The organism is Acinetobacter rongchengensis, from assembly GCF_003611475.1.
Classification (GTDB): domain Bacteria; phylum Pseudomonadota; class Gammaproteobacteria; order Pseudomonadales; family Moraxellaceae; genus Acinetobacter; species Acinetobacter rongchengensis.
The window spans coordinates 1-21561 of the sequence record NZ_RAXT01000052.1; the positions used below are offsets into that span (position 1 = coordinate 1).

At 36.1% G+C, this 21561-nt stretch carries 23 protein-coding genes; 8 read left to right on the top strand and 15 right to left on the bottom strand.

Annotated features, from left to right (window positions below; all coding sequences use genetic code 11):
* Positions 1 to 374: 374 nt before the first annotated feature.
* Both D7V20_RS15820 and D7V20_RS15825 read right to left on the bottom strand, forming a co-directional pair.
* Positions 375 to 731, bottom strand: coding sequence for a VOC family protein (locus D7V20_RS15820; protein ID WP_120385053.1), 357 nt, complete (start codon positions 729 to 731; stop codon positions 375 to 377).
* A 99-nt stretch (positions 732 to 830) separates the two neighbouring features.
* Positions 831 to 1328, bottom strand: a complete 498-nt coding sequence (locus D7V20_RS15825) for an endonuclease V (protein WP_120385054.1) — start codon at positions 1326 to 1328, stop codon at positions 831 to 833.
* A 230-nt stretch (positions 1329 to 1558) separates the two neighbouring features.
* On the opposite strand from D7V20_RS15825, the gene D7V20_RS15830 reads away from it, so the two are divergent.
* A complete protein-coding gene (locus D7V20_RS15830) occupies positions 1559 to 1780 on the top strand; it encodes a KTSC domain-containing protein (RefSeq protein ID WP_120385055.1) in 222 nt (73 codons plus the stop codon).
* 77 nt (positions 1781 to 1857) lie between these two features.
* Here D7V20_RS15830 and D7V20_RS15835 read toward each other — a convergent pair whose 3' ends face one another.
* The 4 genes from D7V20_RS15835 to D7V20_RS15850 all read right to left on the bottom strand — a co-directional run bounded on the left by D7V20_RS15835 (position 1858) and on the right by D7V20_RS15850 (position 4116).
* Positions 1858 to 2454, bottom strand: a complete 597-nt coding sequence (locus tag D7V20_RS15835; RefSeq protein ID WP_120385056.1) for an O-methyltransferase — start codon at positions 2452 to 2454, stop codon at positions 1858 to 1860.
* 237 nt (positions 2455 to 2691) lie between these two features.
* Positions 2692 to 2907 (bottom strand): DUF1653 domain-containing protein, encoded by a 216-nt coding sequence (locus tag D7V20_RS15840; RefSeq protein ID WP_120385057.1) that lies wholly within the window; start codon positions 2905 to 2907, stop codon positions 2692 to 2694.
* 97 nt (positions 2908 to 3004) lie between these two features.
* Positions 3005 to 3361: a roadblock/LC7 domain-containing protein gene (locus D7V20_RS15845; RefSeq protein WP_120385058.1), complete on the bottom strand. Its 357-nt coding sequence runs from the start codon at positions 3359 to 3361 to the stop codon at positions 3005 to 3007.
* 341 nt (positions 3362 to 3702) lie between these two features.
* Positions 3703 to 4116, bottom strand: coding sequence for a roadblock/LC7 domain-containing protein (locus tag D7V20_RS15850; RefSeq protein ID WP_120385059.1), 414 nt, complete (start codon positions 4114 to 4116; stop codon positions 3703 to 3705).
* A 590-nt stretch (positions 4117 to 4706) separates the two neighbouring features.
* On the opposite strand from D7V20_RS15850, the gene D7V20_RS15855 reads away from it, so the two are divergent.
* From D7V20_RS15855 to D7V20_RS15865, 3 genes are all read left to right on the top strand, one after another.
* The gene (locus D7V20_RS15855; RefSeq protein ID WP_120385060.1) at positions 4707 to 5051 is read left to right on the top strand and encodes a hypothetical protein; all 345 of its coding nucleotides are present in this window, start codon (positions 4707 to 4709) and stop codon (positions 5049 to 5051) included.
* 135 nt (positions 5052 to 5186) lie between these two features.
* Positions 5187 to 5888: a VIT1/CCC1 transporter family protein gene (locus tag D7V20_RS15860; RefSeq protein ID WP_120385061.1), complete on the top strand. Its 702-nt coding sequence runs from the start codon at positions 5187 to 5189 to the stop codon at positions 5886 to 5888.
* Positions 5889 to 6090: 202 nt separating this feature from the next.
* Positions 6091 to 7137 carry an NAD(P)H-dependent flavin oxidoreductase gene (locus tag D7V20_RS15865; protein WP_120385062.1) on the top strand — a complete coding sequence of 349 codons (1047 nt, stop codon included), beginning with the start codon at positions 6091 to 6093 and terminating at the stop codon, positions 7135 to 7137.
* Positions 7138 to 7181: 44 nt separating this feature from the next.
* Here D7V20_RS15865 and D7V20_RS15870 read toward each other — a convergent pair whose 3' ends face one another.
* Together D7V20_RS15870 and dusB are read right to left on the bottom strand one after the other, a co-directional pair.
* A complete protein-coding gene (locus tag D7V20_RS15870) occupies positions 7182 to 7676 on the bottom strand; it encodes a DinB family protein (RefSeq protein WP_120385063.1) in 495 nt (164 codons plus the stop codon).
* 203 nt (positions 7677 to 7879) lie between these two features.
* Positions 7880 to 8905, bottom strand: a complete 1026-nt coding sequence (dusB, locus tag D7V20_RS15875; protein WP_120385064.1) for a tRNA dihydrouridine synthase DusB — start codon at positions 8903 to 8905, stop codon at positions 7880 to 7882.
* Between the two features lie 83 nt (positions 8906 to 8988).
* Here dusB and D7V20_RS15880 point away from each other — a divergent pair, with 83 nt between their 5' ends.
* Entirely contained in the window at positions 8989 to 10203 is a 1215-nt protein-coding gene (locus tag D7V20_RS15880) for a DUF1615 family protein (RefSeq protein ID WP_213072516.1), read from the top strand.
* Positions 10170 to 10817 carry an HAD-IB family hydrolase gene (locus D7V20_RS15885; RefSeq protein WP_120385065.1) on the top strand — a complete coding sequence of 216 codons (648 nt, stop codon included), beginning with the start codon at positions 10170 to 10172 and terminating at the stop codon, positions 10815 to 10817. The genes D7V20_RS15880 and D7V20_RS15885 overlap by 34 nt, the downstream gene beginning before the upstream one ends.
* Before the next feature lie 91 nt (positions 10818 to 10908).
* Here the strand turns inward: D7V20_RS15885 and proB are convergent, their stop codons facing one another.
* Positions 10909 to 12042 (bottom strand): glutamate 5-kinase, encoded by a 1134-nt coding sequence (proB, locus tag D7V20_RS15890; RefSeq protein WP_010112862.1) that lies wholly within the window; start codon positions 12040 to 12042, stop codon positions 10909 to 10911.
* A gap of 40 nt (positions 12043 to 12082) precedes the next feature.
* Entirely contained in the window at positions 12083 to 13297 is a 1215-nt protein-coding gene (gene cgtA, locus D7V20_RS15895; protein ID WP_120385066.1) for an Obg family GTPase CgtA, read from the bottom strand.
* Between the two features lie 292 nt (positions 13298 to 13589).
* Here cgtA and prfH point away from each other — a divergent pair, with 292 nt between their 5' ends.
* Positions 13590 to 14180: a peptide chain release factor H gene (prfH, locus tag D7V20_RS15900; RefSeq protein WP_120385067.1), complete on the top strand. Its 591-nt coding sequence runs from the start codon at positions 13590 to 13592 to the stop codon at positions 14178 to 14180.
* Between the two features lie 104 nt (positions 14181 to 14284).
* Here prfH and D7V20_RS15905 read toward each other — a convergent pair whose 3' ends face one another.
* Positions 14285 to 15643: a dicarboxylate/amino acid:cation symporter gene (locus tag D7V20_RS15905; protein WP_120385068.1), complete on the bottom strand. Its 1359-nt coding sequence runs from the start codon at positions 15641 to 15643 to the stop codon at positions 14285 to 14287.
* Between the two features lie 443 nt (positions 15644 to 16086).
* Here D7V20_RS15905 and D7V20_RS15910 point away from each other — a divergent pair, with 443 nt between their 5' ends.
* Positions 16087 to 17082 (top strand): glycosyl transferase family protein, encoded by a 996-nt coding sequence (locus tag D7V20_RS15910; RefSeq protein WP_120385069.1) that lies wholly within the window; start codon positions 16087 to 16089, stop codon positions 17080 to 17082.
* Positions 17083 to 17103: 21 nt separating this feature from the next.
* Here D7V20_RS15910 and D7V20_RS15915 read toward each other — a convergent pair whose 3' ends face one another.
* From D7V20_RS15915 to D7V20_RS15930, 4 genes are all read right to left on the bottom strand, one after another.
* Positions 17104 to 18081 carry a PoNe immunity protein domain-containing protein gene (locus D7V20_RS15915; RefSeq protein WP_235831655.1) on the bottom strand — a complete coding sequence of 326 codons (978 nt, stop codon included), beginning with the start codon at positions 18079 to 18081 and terminating at the stop codon, positions 17104 to 17106.
* A gap of 61 nt (positions 18082 to 18142) precedes the next feature.
* The gene (locus D7V20_RS15920; protein ID WP_120385071.1) at positions 18143 to 19210 is read right to left on the bottom strand and encodes a PoNe immunity protein domain-containing protein; all 1068 of its coding nucleotides are present in this window, start codon (positions 19208 to 19210) and stop codon (positions 18143 to 18145) included.
* A gap of 4 nt (positions 19211 to 19214) precedes the next feature.
* Positions 19215 to 20717 carry a hypothetical protein gene (locus tag D7V20_RS15925; RefSeq protein ID WP_120385072.1) on the bottom strand — a complete coding sequence of 501 codons (1503 nt, stop codon included), beginning with the start codon at positions 20715 to 20717 and terminating at the stop codon, positions 19215 to 19217.
* A partial coding sequence (locus D7V20_RS15930) for a DUF2345 domain-containing protein (protein WP_120385074.1) occupies positions 20717 to 21561 on the bottom strand: 845 nt, incomplete at its 5' end. The genes D7V20_RS15930 and D7V20_RS15925, both read right to left, overlap by 1 nt.

Here is a 21561-nt window from a genome sequence, read left to right on the forward strand (position 1 = left end):
AGTGTTGTTCAAATTTCCTGATCCACCTCTCTTTAGTCATCTTTAATTGACCAATACATATCAATAAATACTATTAAAAATAATTTGGCACACACTTAAAAATGCTTCATTCAGCCTTGGAATGATGAATAAGCTATTATCCGTATCTACATAAACAATAACTGAACTGTTTCATCAATCTTATTCTTCATCAAATCAAAAAATTTTATTACACATAAGCCAACGAAATTGAGCATTCATATATAGATGTAGGAACCTCATAAATACAAATATGACGACGCTAAAACTTGTTGCAAACTTTATGCAATACATTGCATGCATTATGGATTAAGTACAAATGATACAGAAAAGACCTTTGTATCATGATCAAATACCTAAAGTGACCATATTGCAAGTTCATACCCATCTAGATCTTTAAAATGAAAACGGCGCCCGCCAGGAAAGCTAAATATATCTTGCACAATGGTTGCCCCTGCCTCTTTCACACATTGCAAGCTATGTTCTAGATGATCACTATATAAAATAATCAATGCACCACCTGCACTTTGCACATCATCCGTTTGAGCAAAACCACCCTTAATCTCCCCTGAATCAAATTCGCAATAAGCTGGCCCAAAATCAGTAAAAGTCCACCCCAAATGTTGATAAAATGCTTTGGATTGCTGAATGTCTTTCACATTAAACTCAATATAATTAATTGAATTTTTTTGACGAGTCATCGGTTGATCCATATGTTTTTCCTTATATTTATAATGTTACGTTTAAAGAAAACTCTATTTTAGTGAACTGCTTCTTCATTTAAATCATCGAAGAAAATAATAAGATTATTTTTACATTGTTCTGCTCAAACGATCAACTTGCTTGAGTAATTCAGGAATACGATATTTTCCATACATCGTCTGCACATTTTTCTTCGCTTGCGCTAATTCAATGCCGATCGCTGAGACATATAACGGCTTCGTACTTTGTCCACGTAAAATTTCAAACTCCTTTGGCGTCCCTTTAAATTCATTTTTAGCCACACCAATCACAGGAATTTTATCCGCTAAAGCTGCGTATAAATGTTGTCCCAAACCTGCTATTTGTTGGGCCCCTAAATAAACATAGCCATCAATTACAATCATATCAATTGGTTCTTTAACCAAACCCAATAACATTAAAATACATGGCAATTCACGTTTATAAAATTGACCCGATTCATAGTCGGCAATTTCATTGATGGTGATCAGGTAATGATTCAATACGTCTGAAGCCGCCCAAGATTCAAAGATAATGCCAGCAACTTGTGCAGTGTTTTCTGCATACGCAACATCTATTGCAAGAATCATGATTCCTTCCCTTAATTGCTAAAATAAAATACCAATATTTTCATAGATTTATAATTTTATAAGTATTTATATTGCCAAAAATACGTAATGTCAAAACATGAATATCTTTAGCAGAATATAAACAATTTTATTTACAAAACCACTATACATTTCTTTAAGCGAATGGACTAATTTCAAATGATACAGAATACTTTTTTCTGTAGAACAATCAGAAGTTTAAGGGGTTGCTTATGGGATCAATGATTACCGTGACTTCTTGGAAGTACAATGCTTCTTCACGGTATTTGAAAATTTTTTATAATAATGGTTATGGCGAGCTTTACCACCCTGTGCCTGAGTTTATCTATAACAATTTACTGCGATGTAGCGATAAAACCGCCTTTGTGCATAAATATTTAGAATACGATTTACACTTTAAACGAATTTCAATCCAGCCAAACGCTTCAATTTAAACTTTAGAATTTCACGTTATTTTAAATACGTCATTTATAGGGAGTCAGGAGCTCCCTATATGTTTAAAATACACTAATTAATCATTCTTAAAAGTCACGATAAATAAGCCAGCACCTATCGGCAATGTAGTGCTCATAAAACGTGAATCTTGTTTAATTTCATTGATTAAACTTTTTACTTCAGCAGCATGTGAGATGACATTGTCGACAACAAGTACCCCACCTTTTACTTGAATCATATTCTGTAAATAAGTCCAATAACTCAAATATGCATCTCTTTCAGCATCAAGCAAAATAAAATCGTATTTTTCCTGCGTTTGCTCTAAAAATTTTTGCGCATCACCCACCCAAAAATCAATAACATCATCGACCTGTAATTCTTGAGCATAATGCTTCGCTTGTGCAGTCCGCTTTTCATCTATCTCTAATGTTGTAACTTTAGCACCCGTCACTTGTGCAGCATCGGCTAACCATAACGTTGAATAGCCCGTCGATGTGCCTATTTCTAAAATCTTTTTGGATTGTTGAATACGAACCTGCATTGCAAGAAATAAAGCAGACTCAGGTTCTATATTACGATATCTATTAATTCGGTTAGACTGTGTTGCATCAAATTTGATAAAGGACTGATATAACTCATTTAATCTTTGTAAGAATGGATTACTTAAACTCATAATTGGATCATCCTCATCTCTTCCATCATTATTATTTCAATACTTTACGTCATTACAATGACAATAAATAGATGTATCATTAGGTATAATTTAAAACAATCTTTATTCTTGTTTTTCAACACCTTTTCAGTAAAACCGATACGATGGAATACTATTTTATTTCCAAATGTCATTGGTCAATACACTGAAAAGGCCTTGAAGATTAAATTATATAGGCGTTCATCTTTACATTTAAAATTAAACGCTATGTAAAAACTCAAATCTAGGCTTGATTTGACCATCTTCTAATTGAACTGGTTCTATAAACATCTCATATGGTCTTACCCATATTGAATAATCATTATATAAACATTGGTAAACAACCAATTTCTCTGACGTTTCACTATGTGTAGCAACATTTAAAACTTGGTATAAATTACCTTTATAATGTTTATAAATTCCTGCCTGCAACATTTTCTAAATACCGTAAAAATACACTTATTCAGTTATACATGATCTACCATAAAAAAACTCGTCCGAAGACGAGTTTTTGTGTTTTTCTTATTTAAAATTAAGAAAAATCTAATCCTTTTTCAAATCCTTTCAACTCATGACGAGCCATTGCTAAGTTTGATTTAGAACGATCTAACACAAGGTAAAGGAATAAATTTTCATTTGAATCCAATGGACGGATTAAATGATATTGCTTACCCAAAGTAATTAAAATATCTTCAATTACATCATCTAGTTTCAAAGCTTTTGCTACTTTACGTTTAGCACGAACAACTTCAGTATTACCTGCAGCTGCTAATTCCAAATCCATACCAGTTCCAGCTGTCGCTAAAGATAAACCGCTTTCGCTGTCTACTAAAGCTGCACAAACAAAACCGTCGATATCTGTTAATTGATCTAGTGTGATACGAGCCATGGGATTCCCCGCTTAGTGTTTAACATTGTTGTTGATTTTAGTAAGTCCAATAAATTTTCTTTACTAAAATGATGTTCCATTTAGTTAAAAATAGAAATCCTTAACTAAAACTAATAAAATGAGTATTCTTTTAATTGAATACATATTTTAATTTTACTCAATAATCAATTTTAATTAATTATATTCTATGTCTATTTTAATAACATAGAAAATATTCATTATTCAATAGTAAATTTAAAATAATTCACTATATTCTTGATTATTTAAAAATTTCAAAAAATACCTTAAACCATCTTTAAATAAAAATAATAAATTTAGTCTTTATCATTTTGAATTAAAGTTTAGTTTATATTTTGCATCAATGCTTCAGAAGTTACTTTAATCTCATAAAGCATTTGACCCAATAAAATATCTTTACTGGTCATCGCGACCAAAACCAAAGGATGTTTTGGATGCGGAATTGAAGTCAGTAATGCTTTACCGTTTTCTGCATCAAGCGTGATCGTCTGACAACCAACTAAATTAATTTCAGAAACAAAAGCAGTGACCATCGCGAGGATAGAACTACTTACCGCCGCAATCTTACTTGAATTCATTACGTTTTTTTTGTTTGCCATGGCAATTTCAAAACCATCAGATGTACACAACATCACAAATTCAACACCAGAAACTGTATTCAACAGTTGCTGGATTTTCTTTTCACCAAATAAGACAAATTTTTCAGGAACTTTCCGAGAAAGAGTTAAATCCAGCATACAAAACGCACCTAAAGTCAAAGATATTTTCACAATTTAAAAAAAATATTAGACATTCAACTTATCAATTTCATAATTATTTAAAATTAATTGACGCATTTCACATTTAATAAGCGAATTCTATCAATTTTGCATTGCTTGTAAATATATTTTTTTACTAAAAATTATATTTTCTCTAAATTGTCAGTTTATGACTCTATATGCACAATATTTGTCAGAAAGTACATATTTTAAACAAAATTTAAGGTTAATTTAAACAAAAATTAAACTATACTTAATAAAATTCTATTTAAAAAAGCTTTCTATCAATACCCTATAAAAAGTATGTCTATTCTCAACTTTTTTATCACACTAAACTAAAAAACAAAACACCTTATAATAGAAATGAGCTGAATAGATTAAATCCAAATAATGGAATTAAATCTATTTTTTACAAAATCACCTTTTTCATATTCTTACTTGTTAAAGCAAAATTGCTTAAATGTATAAAAACTTTACATTTTATTTTTTTGATTTGATCTTTTTTTGTGTTTATATTGACTCATCCAACTATTGGATGCCAAAAATTAGTGAATAAAAGGTAAAACATAATGAACAAAATTCTACTTTCTTTAGGTCTAGCTGCGACTGTTGCTCTTGTTGGTTGTAATAAAGATAAAGCGCCTGAAACTGGTGCTACAACAGGTGAACATTTAGAAAATGCGGCTCAGCAAGCTGGTCATGACGTTGCTACTGCGACTAAAGATGCTGCTGATGCGACTGCTAAAGCTGCTGATGAAGCTGCAAATGCAACAGCACATGCTGTAGATAGCGCTGCAAATGCCACAGAAAAAGCTGCTGATGCGACTGTTGCTGTTGCAAAAGATGCGACTGCTGCTACTGCTGGTGCAGTTGAAGATGGTGCTGCTCACGTAAAAGAAAAAGCACAGCAATAAGTTTTGAATGAAGAAAAGCTCCTCTTGTAGGGGCTTTTTTTATTGTTATGATACATTTATGCTGACATTTTATAGACATTGTCAACAATAGCGTTCTTTAGAATTTAATACACATAACAACATAGAGCTTTACTCATGTCTTACTCCCATCACTTAGAAAAACATTTTATCCAACGTGCAGGCTGGTTACGTGCCGCTGTTTTAGGTGCAAATGATGGCATCATTTCAGTCACAAGTTTAGTGATGGGCATGGCAGCCAGTGGTGCTTCGAGCCACACCTTGCTGATCACGTGTATTGCAGGTTTAATTTCAGGTGCAACCTCTATGGCTGCAGGTGAGTATATTTCAGTGAAATCGCAATCAGATATCGAAGAGGCTGACTTAAAAATTGAAGCAAGAGAATTAGAAAAAAATCCTCACTTGGAACTGAAAGAATTAACTCAAATTTATATTCATCGTGGTTTAGATCCTGATTTGGCCCATCAAGTTGCCATTCAACTAACTGAAAAAGATGCTTTAGAAGCGCATGCACGTGATGAAATCGGTATCAATGAAATGACAGCGGCAAAACCGTTACAAGCCGCTGGATCTTCAGCATTATCATTTTCAATTGGTGCTTTATTTCCCACACTTTCAATCTTGATTAGTCCTGATGCATATATAGAAACGGTGGTTCTGATCGTCGGTATTTTATCTTTAAGTATTTTAGGGGCTTTATCGAGTTATGTCGCAGGGACATCCATCGTTAAAGGTAGTTTTCGAGTTGCCGTTTGGGGCATCCTTGCCATGGCATTTTCAAGCTGGATTGGATCATTATTTCACGTCACTCCAATTTAAAATCTATTTAAATTCATATCTATACAACAATACATTTTGAATAGATTAATCTTTAGTTATACGGTGCATGTTTAGGTCGATATATCGATATGCAGACACTTAAAGATGTATTTAATAAACATTTTTAAATAAAATATTGAACATTATTTGCTAATCACTCTAGATTTCGGCAAAGTAAAAATAAATCTAAAGGGGCTCAATCATGTCATTATTAGAACGTTTAAGAATCAAGCATCCAATCTTAGTTGCACCTATGGCGGGTGTTTCTACACCTGAACTTGCAGCTGAAGTGTCTAATCAAGGCGGTTTAGGCGCATTAGGTTTAGGTGCAAATACGGTTGAAACAGCTCGCCAACAGATACAGGCAACCCAAGCACTCACAGAACAAGCTTTTCAGGTCAATTTCTTTTGTCATGAATCAACACCTTTAGACAGTGAAGCCAATCAGATTTGGATTGATCATTTACAGGTTGAATTTGAGAAGTTTGGAGCAACTGCGCCCTCTGAATTAAAATGTATCTACCCTAGTTTTAAAGACAATGATGACTTTTTAAATCTGGTATTAGAAACGGCCCCTCAAGCAGTCAGCTTCCACTTCGGAATTCCTCATCAATATCAAATCGAACAGCTACAGCAAGCTGGTATTCTGACCATGGTTTCTGCAACCAATTTAACTGAAGCTTTGGAAATCCAAGAAGCTGGAATAGATATCATTATTGCTCAAGGTATTGAAGCAGGCGGTCATCGAGGCATTTTCAATGCGCAAATTGACGGTGCAATTAAGACATCCGACTTAGTTCAATTGATTAAAAAACATTGTTCATGTCCTGTCATTGCGGCGGGTGGAATTATGAATGGGCAACAAGCAAATACGATGTTGAAACTGGGCGCAGATGCTGTCCAACTTGGCACAGCATTTGTACAATGTAAATCTTCAAATGCCAATGCTGCCTACCGTGCAGCTTTATTTAATCACCCACTCACCCAAATTACGTCAAGTATTTCAGGTCGCCCTGCACGTGGTATTATTAACCATTGGCAATCTCGCATTGATCAAACAAACCGCCCGAATGTTGCGCCCTACCCATATGCTTATGATCTTGCAAAACAATTGAATGCTTTAGCTGTTAAAAATGGAGATTCAGGCTATGGCGCATTTTGGGCTGGAAGCAATGTATCTCAGATTCGTGAACTTGAAGCACGTGATTTGATTAACCAATTAATTGTTGAGATGAATCATTCTCAATAAACATGATCATGAAGCCGATTAAATCGGCTTCTGTTTTAGCCATTTCATTCAATTAACATATACACCACATCTAATTCAGGGCAAGGATAACCCAAAGCCGTTACGGCTGCGGTAATTTGACCACGGTGATGTGTACCATGGTTAAAAACATGCATCAATGTTGCAACATATGGCAAAGTCAATTCCTGACCAGAGACTCTTTTATAAGTCAAATTCCCTTCAAGAGTTGTTTCATCTATTTGATCTATAAATGAAATCCAATTTACAGACTTTTGTTGCAACTCATTCAGTAATGCTTCTTTTTCAGTATGAATCATGGTATCTAATGCAATTGTCTGTGAAATACCCGCTTTAAATCGTGAATACCAAAGATAATGTTCACCGACCAATAAATGATTTAAAGTTCCAGCAATACTTTTAAAATACAATCCAACATCTTTGTAAAAATCCTCATCACGAATGGATTCAAGACTTTGTATCAGCCGACGGGTTGCCCAAATATTATATTCAGCCATGATCAGCAACATTTTTTTATCCATCAGTCATCTTGCTCATTTTAAATTGTTATAGCATAAAAAAAACCATATAGACCTGTCGTTCTATATGCAGAATACTCGCTATAGTTGACAACAAAGCGTGATCGTCAAATCTACTCAAACCATTTTGAACATACACAAAACAAGGCAATATGCATGATTGGTGTTGAGTAATCGCTGAATTCTCAACAGAAAAATTAAATCCCTTATTTTGTGTCCAATAAATTTACAGTCTCAATTTGCACATCACTCATGATATTGCCTTTTTCTAGTAAATGATTGAAATATTCCTCTACCACTTTTGCTTGTTCTAAGGTACTTTCAACTTTATACATATTTTGACGAAACTCATTACTTGAGTGTAAACCTTTGGTATACCAAGCAATATGTTTACGAGCAATTCTGCAACCCGAATATTCACCATAAAATTGATACAATTCAGATAAATGTCCGAGTAAGACTTCTTTTACTTCTTCAATTGAGGGAGCAGCAAGATGCTCACCAGTTTTTAAATAATGTGAGATTTCACGGAAAATCCAAGGACGCCCTTGTGCTGCACGACCAATCATCACCGCATCTGCGCCTGTATAGTCCAAAACATATTTGGCTTTTTCAGGACTATCAATATCACCATTGGCAATCACTGGAATAGACAACATTTGTTTGACCTCTTTGATCAAACTATAACGTGCTGTATTTAAGTACATATCTTCACGTGTTCGACCATGCAATGCGAGTGCTGCAATCCCTGCTTGTTCTGCTCGCTTAGCAACACGTAAAATATTTTCATGCCCATTTAAAAAGCCTAAACGTGTTTTTAGCGTGACGGGAACGTCAACTGCTTCAACCACAGTATCCAAAATTCTTGCAACGAGATCCTCGTCCTTCAACAAAGCTGATCCTGCCAGTTTATTGCAGACTTTTTTTGCAGGACATCCCATATTGATATCGACAATTTGTGCACCATTCGCAACCTGATAACGTGCAGCTTCCGCCAACTCATTGGGTTCTGAACCTGCAATTTGCGCAGAGATTGGCGCCAATTCTCCATCAAAATTAGCACGATAGAGACTTTTTTTCGTCATACGTAAAGTTTGATCCGAGGTCATCATTTCACTCACCGCATGCCCTGCACCAAAGTATTTGCAAAGGGTTCTAAACGGACGGTCAGTGACCCCCGCCATAGGGGCAACGATTAAATTATTTGACAGTTGATACGGACCAATATACATATATATTCATACATTTTAAGATAGACATAGTATACTTCATCAGCTCCCAGAGCTCATCCATTTCTAAACGTGTTTTCAGCAGTATGAAAAAATTTGGTTTACAAAATATCTTGATTCGTTCCACGTGTTTAACGACCCTTGCGATTGGTCTCACTGCCTGTGGTGATGGATCATGGTGGTCAAATAATGATGAACCAGAATTAAAAAGTGAGCAAATTCGTAAGCTTATTCCAAATCGTGTCAATGATCGTAAGTCATGGGCACAAGATATTTTTGATATTTCTGAAGAGTTAAAAATTCCACGTAATAAAGAAAATATTTGTACCATTATTGCTGTTGTGGATCAGGAATCCAACTTTATTGCCAATCCAAATGTTCCTGGTTTAGGTGATAAAGCGGTCAAAGAAGTCAGCACTCGCTTACAAGAAAAATTTGAAGATAAATTAGGCACGACCATTGGTGGGCCAATTGCCAATTACTTCCAAGATGTACTCAAAAATCAGCCGTCTCCTGAAGACAACTATTTAAAGCAAATGAGCCGAGTTAAAAATGAAAAGGAGCTTGATGTTCTTTATCGTGAAATTTTTGACTATATGACCAAGCATTATCATATTAGTGCTTTAACAGGTGCTGCCAAATTTGTTGGTCAAGACTTTGCTGAAAAGTTAAATCCAATTACCACTTTAGGTTCAATGCAAGTTCATATTAACTATGCCAAAGAAAATAAGCGTAGCAGTATGAGCACCAATGAGTTACGTGATGATTTATATACAGAATTTGGTGGTTTGTACTATGGTATCCACCGTTTGATGATGTATCCAGCTGATTATGATAAACCCATTTACCGCTTTGCTGATTATAACTCTGGCATGTATTCAAGTCGAAATGCAGCTTTTCAAAAAATGATTGATAAATCATCAGAATCAGATCTCGATTTGGATTTAGATGGCGATTTACTCTCTTATGACAAGAATGGTGACCCTCGCCCTGCAATTACAACAACTGAAAAAGCACTGATGACATTATTTTCAAAGAATAATGTACTTATTACCCCTCGCCAATTGCGTAATGATTTGAAAAAAGAGAAAGAAAAAGGTTTTGAAAAAACCCAAACCTATATTGCTGTTTCAAAATTGTATAAAGAAAAAACAGGTAAAGATCCTATCTATGCAATCATGCCAGAAGTGGTCATTTCAGGGCCTAAACTGAGTCGTGATTATAATACCAACTGGTATGCAAGCCGCGTAAACGGACGATATGAAACATGCATGCAACGAGCAAAACGTATAAGAACCTAGCCTTATTTGATTTTGATGGAACCTTGTGTAAAAAAGACAGTTTTACAGGGTTCATTTTCTATGCTTTATCAAAAAGACATATTGTAAAACAAGGTTTTAAAATTTTACCGTGGATTCAGGCGTATTATTTAAATATTTATCCTGCCGACTCTATGCGCCCTCGTCTTTTTAAAGCCATGTTTAAAGACGCAAATGCTGATGAAATTTTAAATATTGCAGAAGAATATGCTCATGGATTAGTTGAACAACTAGATGCTCAACTTTATCAACAATTATTAGATCATCAGCATCATGGTGATGATATTGTTTTGGTTTCAGCTTCGGTGGATCTTTATTTAAAAACAATTTGCCAAATTCTAAACATTGATTTGATCTGTACGGGTACTGAAATTGTGAATGATCAATTTACAGGACAGTACTCAACACCTGATTGTAGTTGTGAACAAAAAAGAATTCGGATTTTAGAGAAATATAACTTAGCTCAATATCATAAAATCTATGCATATGGAAATAGCGAAGAAGATTTAGATATGCTGAGTTTGGCAGATTTTAAATTTATGGTTGGCAAAGATCAGACTTTACCTTATTTAGAACAAGAGATTAAATTTGCCTAATTAATTCTTTAGAATTTAATGCTATTTTCTGTTTTTAAAGACTTAAACAATAAACCCCTCATTGGCTATGAGGGGTTTAAGCGTTCTTCAATCAATAAATCGCCATATGATTTCGATGAATCATTTCCAAAGAACGTGCCTCACCTAAAACTTGATGCACTTTGTCTGATGCTAAACCTTTGACAATATCTGCTGAACGAGAGCTGAAATTGACACGTCCAACTGCAACACGATGCCCATATTGGTCTACACATTCAACCACATCACCCCGTTCAAAATGCCCTTCAACCGCTTTTACACCGACTGGCAATAGGCTACGATGGTTCTCTTTAATGGCTTTCACGGCACCATCATCCAAAACCAAACGACCTGCTGTTTGTAAATGCGCGGCTAACCATTGTTGATGCGCTGTGACACGGTCATCATCGGTAATGAATAAAGTACCCAACAATTCACCCGACATTAAACGAGCTAAAACATTGTCGCTTTCACCACTGGCAATTAAGGTTGGGCAACCCGATTTTGCAGCCAAACGCGCTGCACGAACTTTGGTGAGCATACCACCACGCCCGAACTTACCACCACCGCCAGCCATATCAAACAATGTTTCATCCATCGCACGAACGGTATGGAATAATTTTGCATTTGGATTTGAACGAGGATCCGAATCAAACATACCTTGTTGATCCGTCAAAATAATCAGTAGGTCTGCATGTACTTGACCTGCAACCATTGCTGCCAAAGTATCATTATCACCAAAGCGAATTTCATCGGTAGAAACCGTGTCATTCTCATTAATCACTGGAATCACACGCCAATCAATTAAATTTTGCAAAGCATCACAAGAGTTTAAATAACGGCGACGATCTGCTAGATCATCATGAGTTAATAAAACTTGAGCCGTTTGAATGGTGTGATTTTCCAAAACACTTGACCATGTTTGGATGAGGCCCATTTGACCAATAGCAGCACAAGCTTGCAGACTGGGTAGATCGGTGGGTCGGCTATCTAGCTTCATGCGAACCATTCCTTCAGCCACAGCGCCTGAAGACACAAGAATAATCTCATGTCCTGCATTGTGTAGATCTGCAATTTGTTTCGCCCAATGCGAAATTGCTTCCAAATCTAAACCTTGCCCATTTGCTGTGAGTAAAGATGATCCGATTTTAACAACGATACGTTTTAAAGCCTTGAGCTGACGTTGCCCATCTACCACTTCTATCATCTTGTCCTCAGTTCCTATTCTAAGCCGATGTACTTAGAAATTAACGTACGTAGTGCACTTCCATTTCGCCATCATCACCGTCATCGTCTTCATCATCATCTGCCAACATCCCTGCAAGACGTTGTTGACGACGCATTTCACGATAAGCTTCTTTTGCTGCAATGGTTTGTTCACGTGTTTCAGCTTCTAACTGGTCACGGAATGCTTTCATTTTCGCTGCATATTCTGGATCTTCTTCTTCCAACTCACGTTGTTGTTCGATTTGATCCATGAGGTAATACACAACAGGTTTCGTCCCTTCTTCAAGTAAACCTGAAGTTTTAAATACTGGACCATCCCATTGTAATTCTTCAAGAATATGATTACACCATTCTTCTTGAGTATCATCACTCAACTGGTCGAGTTTGTTTAAAACAAGAACAATTGGTAATTGCGCTAATGTAGGAGAGAATTTTTTCAATTCTTCCATAATCGCTTTTGCATTATGTGCAGGATCTGAACCATCAATCGGCTGTACGTCAACAATGTGTAACAAGATACGTGTACGCGCTAAATGTTTAAGGAAACGAATTCCTAAACCTGCACCTTCTGACGCACCTTCAATTAAGCCTGGAATATCAGCCATCACAAATGAACGATGACGATCCGCATCAACCACACCTAAGTTAGGTACCATAGTTGTAAATGGATAATCTGCAACTTTTGGTTTTGCAGCAGAAACTGCACGAATAAACGTCGATTTACCTGCATTTGGCATACCCAGCAAACCAACATCCGCAAGAACTTTAAGTTCTAAACGAATTTCACGGTATTCGCCTTTAATACCATGCGTACACTTACGTGGTGAACGGTTTGTTGATGATTTAAAATGCGTATTTCCTAAACCACCATCGCCACCCAGTGCCACTAAAACCTTTTGGCCATCTTCAACCAAATCACCAATAATATCGCCTGACTCAGTATCTACAATGGTTGTCCCTACTGGAACTTTCAGTGTTATAGACTCACCACTACGCCCAGCACAGTTTGCGCCAGCACCGTTTTTACCACGTTCAGCACGAAATCTACGGGTATAACGATAATCTACTAAGGTACTGGTGTCGTCATCAGCCTGGATATAGACCATCCCACCACGACCACCATCACCACCATCTGGACCACCAAATGGTACAAATTTTTCACGGCGAAAACTGGCTACGCCATTGCCACCGTCGCCAGCCTCTACGGTAATGACTGCTTCATCAACAAAGCGCATGCTGCCAATCCTCTGAAATCTTTAAAACCGCATATTCTGCCATATTTTGAAAAATTTCTCGAATAGTATTATTCAGCTTATGATGAATTTTCTTTAGCTTTGGCGCTAATAAAGCATGAAAAGCGACTATGAGATTGCTTTACGGTTGTTTTTTATTCAATTCTTTATATAATGACAATCTTTAAAAAAATAACAGTGATCGACTTTATTCTGAAAAGTATAAAATTTTTTCTGTAATTTATTTTTAATGTTGTGACTTCCTCATCTTAAAACGTATTAAAGGATATCTATATTGCCTATAGTCCAAATCAGTGCTGCGCTTGGACCCGCAGAATGTGAACTTGCTGTTAAATACACGTTGCAAGAAATGCAAAAGCAAGCTAAAACTCAAAAAATTCAACTCGAAATCATTGAAAGTCATAAAACACCATATGGTTATTCATCACTTTTACTAAGCATCGCCCACGATGCCCAAGCATGGTTAGATGATTGGCTGGGTACAATTCAATGGACATTTCAAAGTCAAATTCGCCCAAATCATAAACGTAAAAATTGGTTTGTCGGTATTACGCAGTTTGAAACACCTCTACAACTCCCAAGTGATGACACCATTGTTTTTCAAACCTGTCGTGCCTCAAGTGCGGGTGGACAACATGTCAATACAACAGATTCAGCCGTTCATGCAACGCATGTCGCATCTGGAATTAGTGTTAAAGTCATGTCTGAACGTAGTCAACATGCCAATAAGCGTTTAGCCAAACAATTAATAGCTTTGAAATTACAGCAACAACTTGAAAATAGTCATGCTAATCACAAACAAACACAACGTTTACAACATGCATTGATTGAACGGGGTAATGCTGTAAAATCATTTAAGAAGTGAAATATATTCTCAAAACTTTGCATTGAATGTACATCGGAAAATCTAAGCATTAAAAAAGGAAGCCAAAGCTTCCTTTTTTAGTTTTTAAATTCTATCCATCAAAATTAAACCAATACTTTTGCAGGTTCATCTTTTGATTCTTCAAGCATTTTGCGATCAACCTCAGCAGGATTACTCAATGCTGCATTAAATTTTTCCATGTCTAATTTGCCTACCCATTTAGCCACAACAATCGTCGCTAAAGAGTTACCAATCAAGTTGGTCAATGCACGTGCTTCAGACATAAAACGGTCAATACCTAGAATCAGTGCCAAACCTGCTACAGGAATATTTCCTACAGCGGCCAATGTTGCTGCCATCACGATAAAGCCTGAACCTGTTACCCCCGCAGCACCTTTAGATGAAATTAACAATACGGCAAGTAATGTCAACTCATGCCAAATGTCCAAATGAGTATTGGTTGCTTGAGCAATAAAGATTGCCGCCATTGTCAGGTAAATAGACGTACCATCTAGGTTAAACGAGTAACCAGTTGGGATAACCAAACCAACAACTGATTTTTCACAGCCTGCAATTTCAAGTTTTTTCAACATACGAGGTAGCACAGATTCCGAAGAAGATGTACCTAAAACAATCAGTAATTCTTCACGGATCATACGAATCATTTTTAAAATACTAAATCCGCAAAAACGACTGATTGAACCTAAAATAATGAAAATGAATAATAAACAGGTCACATAGAAGCACAAAATTAATTGGAATAATTGCGCTAAGCTACCGATTCCGTATTTACCAATCGTAAATGCCATCGCACCAAATGCACCAATCGGGGCAAGTTTCATGATCATATTTACAATGTTAAAGAACACATGAGAAATTTGATCAATCAGCTTCAATACAGGTTTACCCGCATCACCTAATTTATGTAATGCAAAACCGAACAATAAAGCAAATAACAGCACTTGCAGAATTTCACCTTCTGCAAACGCACCTACAACTGTATTTGGAATAATATGTAATAAAAATTCAACCGTAGATTGTGATGCACCAGTTTCTACATACTTACTAATACCGCTGGTATCTAAAGTTGCAGGGTCAACGTTCATGCCCACACCTGGTTTAGCGATATTGATTACCACTAAGCCGATAACCAAGGCAAGCGTAGAAACAATCTCAAAGTAAAGCAGCGCGATACCACCTGTCTTACCGACAGACTTCATGCTTTCCATGCCTGCAATACCGCTCACAACCGTACAAAAAATTACTGGTGCGATAATCATTTTAATGAGTTTAATAAATGCATCGCCCAATGGTTTGAGTTGCTCACCTAAACCCGGAACATGTTTTTCAACACCATTGATAAGTTGAGTGCCACTCGGGAAATAATGCCCGATCAACACACCTAAAATAATAGCAACAATCACTTGAAAATAAAGTGATTTATACAGTGGTTTTTTAGCCATAATCTTAACTTCTGTCTTTATTTCTATGTGCAGAAATATCCGTCGTTTCACGTGCTTGAACAGCACACGTCCTTAAGTCCCTTTATACGACAAGGGTGGGAGAAAATTTTGAAAATAAAAATCCCTTCAGAAGACATCAGTTTTCTGAAAATCATGCATAATAGCGACAAGCTACTTATGTGTAGTGATATTTGAAACTATTTATAAGAAAATTAAAATAATTCCAAATAAATGTAGATTGAGAGATAATAAATATCAAAAATACAAAACGAGCTAAGTTTAATCAATTTTCTTTGATCAGACTCCCATGAATTATGAGAGTGTTTAAATTTCCAACGATTTTTTATTAGACCTTAGTCGAACAAAACATAACACTATATTTTCTAATCTAATTTATGTCATAGTGTCTAACCTATTGTATCGATCAAATTTGTCATTTCACCATGAACACAAAACGTAATCTTTATAAAGACTTTGAGCATCCATTTGCACAATATGTTCGTATTGTTGGAAAGGGTAAAAACGGCGCACGATCATTAACTTATGATGAAGCCTATGATGCTTTTTCAATGATTTTAAAAGGTGACGTTTTAGATGTTCAGCTTGGTGCTTTTTTAATGTTACTCAGAGTTAAAGAAGAATCTGTCGATGAATTGACTGGGTTTGTCCAAGCAACCAAAGACCAATTAAATTTTCAACCTTTAAGTGTAGATTTAGATTGGTCATCTTATGCGGGTAAACGCAAACATTATCCGTGGTTTTTATTGGCTGCGCTGACACTTGCCAAACATGGTTATAATGTAGTCATGCATGGAGCTTCTGGGCATACCATTAACCGTGTTTATACTGAACAAGTCTTGGAATATTTAGGCTACCCGATTTGCCAAAATCAGCAGCAAGTTGCAGAACAATTAAAGACTCAACATTTTGCTTACTTAGCTCTAGAAGTGATTTCCCCTATTCTCAGTGATTTAATTAACTTGAGAAATGTAATGGGCTTACGCTCTCCAATTCATACACTTGCTCGTTTAATCAATCCATTTAATGCAAAAGCAACATTACAAGCGATTTTCCACCCTGCTTATCGTAGTTCACATCAACAAGCTGCTTTTAAATTAGGTTATCAAAACAGTGCCGTGATTAAAGGTGAAGGTGGCGAATTTGAACGTAACCCAGATGCAAAAACATTGATTTGTGGCATTAAACAGGGCGAACTCTATGAATATGAATTGCCTAAATTGACGGATAATCGTAGCCCTGTTGAAGATGAACTTGATTTAGCTGTTTTTAAGGCCGTTTGGGAAGGTTCACAAAATCATGAATATGGTGAAATTGCAGTCACCGAAACCATAGGCATTGCACTATATACAATGGGTGTAGTGAATAGTTTTGATGACGCGATGACAAAAGCAAAAGCGCTTTGGGCAACGCGTTTTTAGCTTAACTTTAAGTGTATTAGCTTATTCTTCACCACTAAACTGCCAATACACCATACCCCAACTATTTTTAAAGTCTGGAAATACATCACCTTCATTAAAATATTGACGTGAATTTTCTTTGGCTACCGTAAACCAATAGCCTGATCGTGGACAGATTTCCCCTGCCGCAATACTGTATTGTTGAGTGTCTAAATTTGGTTCATAACTTGGTTTTTGGCTTCGTGCCCATTGCACAATATCTTTTGGATAAAATAAATACTTATGCAATACGCTATCATCTAAATCTAATAAATAAACCAAAGCTGCTGCTTCAAATGCCCAATAACCTGAATATGCAGAACTATTTTCTAAATCTAAATGACTGTTATACCATGTCTCATGTTTATTCATTTGGTACCAATCAGACAGATATGCATCTAAATGTTCTAAAGCTCGCTCTTTATTATTCTTAATTAAAACATTGTCTATAACATCGCATAATGATGAATAAGGTAAAGAAAATAACTTGCCTTCGTTTATAGTCAGATGTTTTGGATCATTCAACTTAAAAAATTTATTGATAATTTCGTCTTCACCTGAATGTCTCTCACCTTCACCATTAACCAATTGATGTATTCGTGCAAAAAGATCATTACGGTTTAATAAAAAAGCTAAACCTAATATATTTAAAGTAGCAGATTGTGTAGCAATAACAGATGGCTTTTCTGATTTATGAAATATAGCCAATGCTTCAGCCTGCTTTTCATAGCCTTCGATTACTTTTTCAAATAAAGGAATCATTTCCTCTATAGCTTGTCCAGCAGTATATTTCAAATATAAAATATCCAAGTCAGTGGCTGTTATTAGGCTCCAACGGCTTGCTTCACCACAATTATATTCATCATCTTCAAAGGCATCACTTTCTATAAATAAATTAATACTTTCATTATAATGATTTAAAGCATTAACATAATATTCTTCTGTTAAAAATTGCTGTCTATATTGTTCTGTAAAATTCATTATTTTTCTCTAAATTAAAAAATCAAAAGACCCACATCAATATGGGCCTTTGGGAAATAAATTATTCTTCACCACTAAACTGCCAAAACACGATACCCCAATCTGTATGTGGAAGTGTTGGCAATGTTTCTCCTTGAGTAAAGTATCGGCGAGTTCCAGGTTGTGCAGGTGTGCTCCAATAACCTGTTTTTGGACATTGCCCTCCTCCTTGAACTTTTATTCTTTCGACCACACTTTCTTCTGTCAGTTGTTGATCTTGTGCTTTGGCAAAATCCACCAAATCTTTAGGGTAAAATTGATGTTCTCGATAGCTACTATCATCGATACCAAGTAACCAAGTTACAGCAGCAGCTTCCCATGACCAATAACCATAATACGTGAAACCATCATTAATATCTGTTTGAGGGTGTTGATCATGATACGGTTCACGACGACTGGCTTCATACCAGTCTTCTAAATACTGCAACATCATAGCAGGACGCTTGTGTGCTTCTGCATCAAACACTTTAATCAGTTTACGATATGGTAAATGCCGTCTTGCTTCATTCGGTGGTATTCCTCGATCTGCAACAAAAGGTGCAACCAAGCGTTCAATTAAACCATCCTTTTCTTGACCTTCGGGCGTTGCCTCGGTGTAATCAATAATTGGCATAATACGTGACATTTGATCTGCATAACCTGTCAATAAACCAAAACAAATCAGACGTAAGGCGATATACCAATAATCTTCTGTACCTAAAGAGATATGCCATACATAGCGTCCTTCCGCATCAGGGCTTAAATTATAAAGATGGCTTGTCTCAGCATATTCTTCTGTCCAGAGCAATAAATATGGATAAAGCTCTTGAATAAAAGCAATTTCTCCACCAGCTGAATATTGTAAGGACATTAGGTTTAGTACATCTTTTAGACGTTGATGACCAGCAGCAATATACCCACCATATTTTTTTTCATTCTTATAAAGTCTAAAGCCATCTGTAACAGAATAAACCCCATTTAGAAATATATCAAAACGCTCATGATACATTTCTTGTTCAAGGAAATTATCTCTAAATAAACTTGAATCTTTTATTTCTAAATCCAACCACTTTTGCCAATCTATAGCCTGATCATTTACGTGTAATATCATTCTTTTAGCGCTCCAACATATCATTGGGTAAGACAAATTCTAATTTAATTCCGTGTGAGGTTACGGTACGGGTACATTTAGGTTTATCTAGTCCTTTACATTTTTCATGATGGTCAAATTTATCACCTGTAATGGTCACTAAACTGCGATCATAAGGACATTTTACAGTAACTGTTTTTCCCAATCTCCTTTCAGTACTTGCTTTAAAATTAACTCTTCGCCATGCTTCTATTTCTGCTATTAACCCTTTTCGATGCTCAACCACCAACTTTGCAGAATCAATTTTCTTAGAAATCCATAAATGTGACATTTGTACACCATCACCTACGGTATTACCTACAGCACGTTTAACTTTGTCATCTGCATCAGACGCCAAATAAACATCTAGCCCCATTTTTAAAGCCATCATGGCTGCTTTGGGTGTCATCAACTTTTTATGACTAAGTGCGTTGGTGGCTTTACTGTCAGTAATCCGATACTTATGTGCACTTTTATTGCTATAAGCTGCGTATTCTGTAAGTCCCGTCACTGAGTCTTTTATCGCACGCTGTGTGCACCAAACATGGTCTATACCACCATGTCCATTATCATTATATTCATACAGCACACCCTTATTGTTCACTTTTGAGCGACTTTTCATGCGTTTGACATAGTAGTAATCCGTAATATGTTCACCGCCTGAACCTAACTCTTTATTTGATCTTTTTCTTTTTTTCAGTTGCTTTCTGCGTGTTGCAGTATTTTTTCTCCCTGTGCTTACACTATTTCCGCCTGTATTTCTTGCTACATAACCATTTTGTGCTGTTTTCGGTGCGGGCTGTACATGTGGTTTTTTCCCCGTTGCAGATGGTCGTGCTATTGGTGCCTTTGCTGTTGTATTTGGGTAGGGCGTTGCAAGTGCTTTTTTATGTGCAGCTTGCATGTCTTTCATCACCATCGCAATTTTCTGGTGAGCAATTCTTTTCATTTGTTTGAGTTGGATAACCAAACTCTTTAACCTAGCCTTACCTAGTACAGCTCTTGTTAACCAACTGTCAAAAACGTCTATTAAACCATCAATAATATTATCGCTGGTATGCTGCAACTCTTTGGTATAACTATTCCAATTTAGGTTTCTAAACCATTTATCGACATTTCCTCTCATAGTTTTACTTGGAATCGCATCCAATATTGCTCCCATAGCTTTACCTGAGCGTAATTGTTTAAATACAATTTTTAGACCATCGCCTGCGACTGGAACAAATGCAACAAGGTTAAAGACAAGATCAAACCACCGATCATTGTCTTCAGGTTTTTCAGCAATTTTTATCACCGAAACGATAACATTTCCGACATCTACACCTTGCCCTACAAAAGGGATACAACCAATGACCACAGCCACGATCATCTGTGCTGGACTTGACCCACTGCCATCAAGTACACCTTTAATCCATTGTGCAGCTGATTCTTCAGCCTTTTGAGTGACTCGTATTGTTTTTGATGAGGTTTTTGCGACAGCTGTATTCATTACTCATCTCCTAAGTTTAATCTAGAGATTGGATCACTGTTTAATAAAATTTCTTCTGCATCATCATTGAGTGCTTCATCCGAATGATTGTGTTGTTTAACAAATTGTTCTTCATAATCAGCAATATGGTCTTCGTATTCAATATCATTTGCCTCAATCATTTCCTCAATTTCATCTGGGAAATATTCATCTAGCAATGCATCTATTTCTTGTTGATTGTATTGTTCAATGAGTTGTTCTGCTTCTGTTATAGACATCACTTTTTTATCTTTAAATGAATTATTTAGCTTTTCTTTATCTGGTGTTGCATCTATCTCACTAAAACCATAATAAACTTTGCTTTGTATTTTATCGCCAGGCACGCTTACTTTTGCATATCCATTTGCATCTAAAACACCTTCTTGAGAAGTTCCATCAGTAAAGAGTAATTTATAAGGCGTTTGCTTAACTGGTTTTAAATCGTCATATAGATATTTCAACTCCAGTTCTTTAGGAGATAAACCATATACAGGCATTGCAGGTGAATCTAGTGAAATAATCGACCCAGTTTTAAACACATGCTGCCCACTTTGATGTTCCAACACATGACTGGTGATCAATCCAATCCCTGCATCATCTAATTTAATTTCTGAATTTCTACTCTTAATCGATATCCCATTCGGCGCAGTAATTACAATCTGACCATCTACAGAACTGATCTGAATTTTTTGCTGAGCTAAAATTTGCATCCCATTCGATTGTACGTGAATACTGAATTTGCCTTGGGCGGCAACCCACTTCACATCCTGTATTGCAAACATGCTCATCTTGTTTAAAGCATGCACAATATAATTATTCTGTGTAC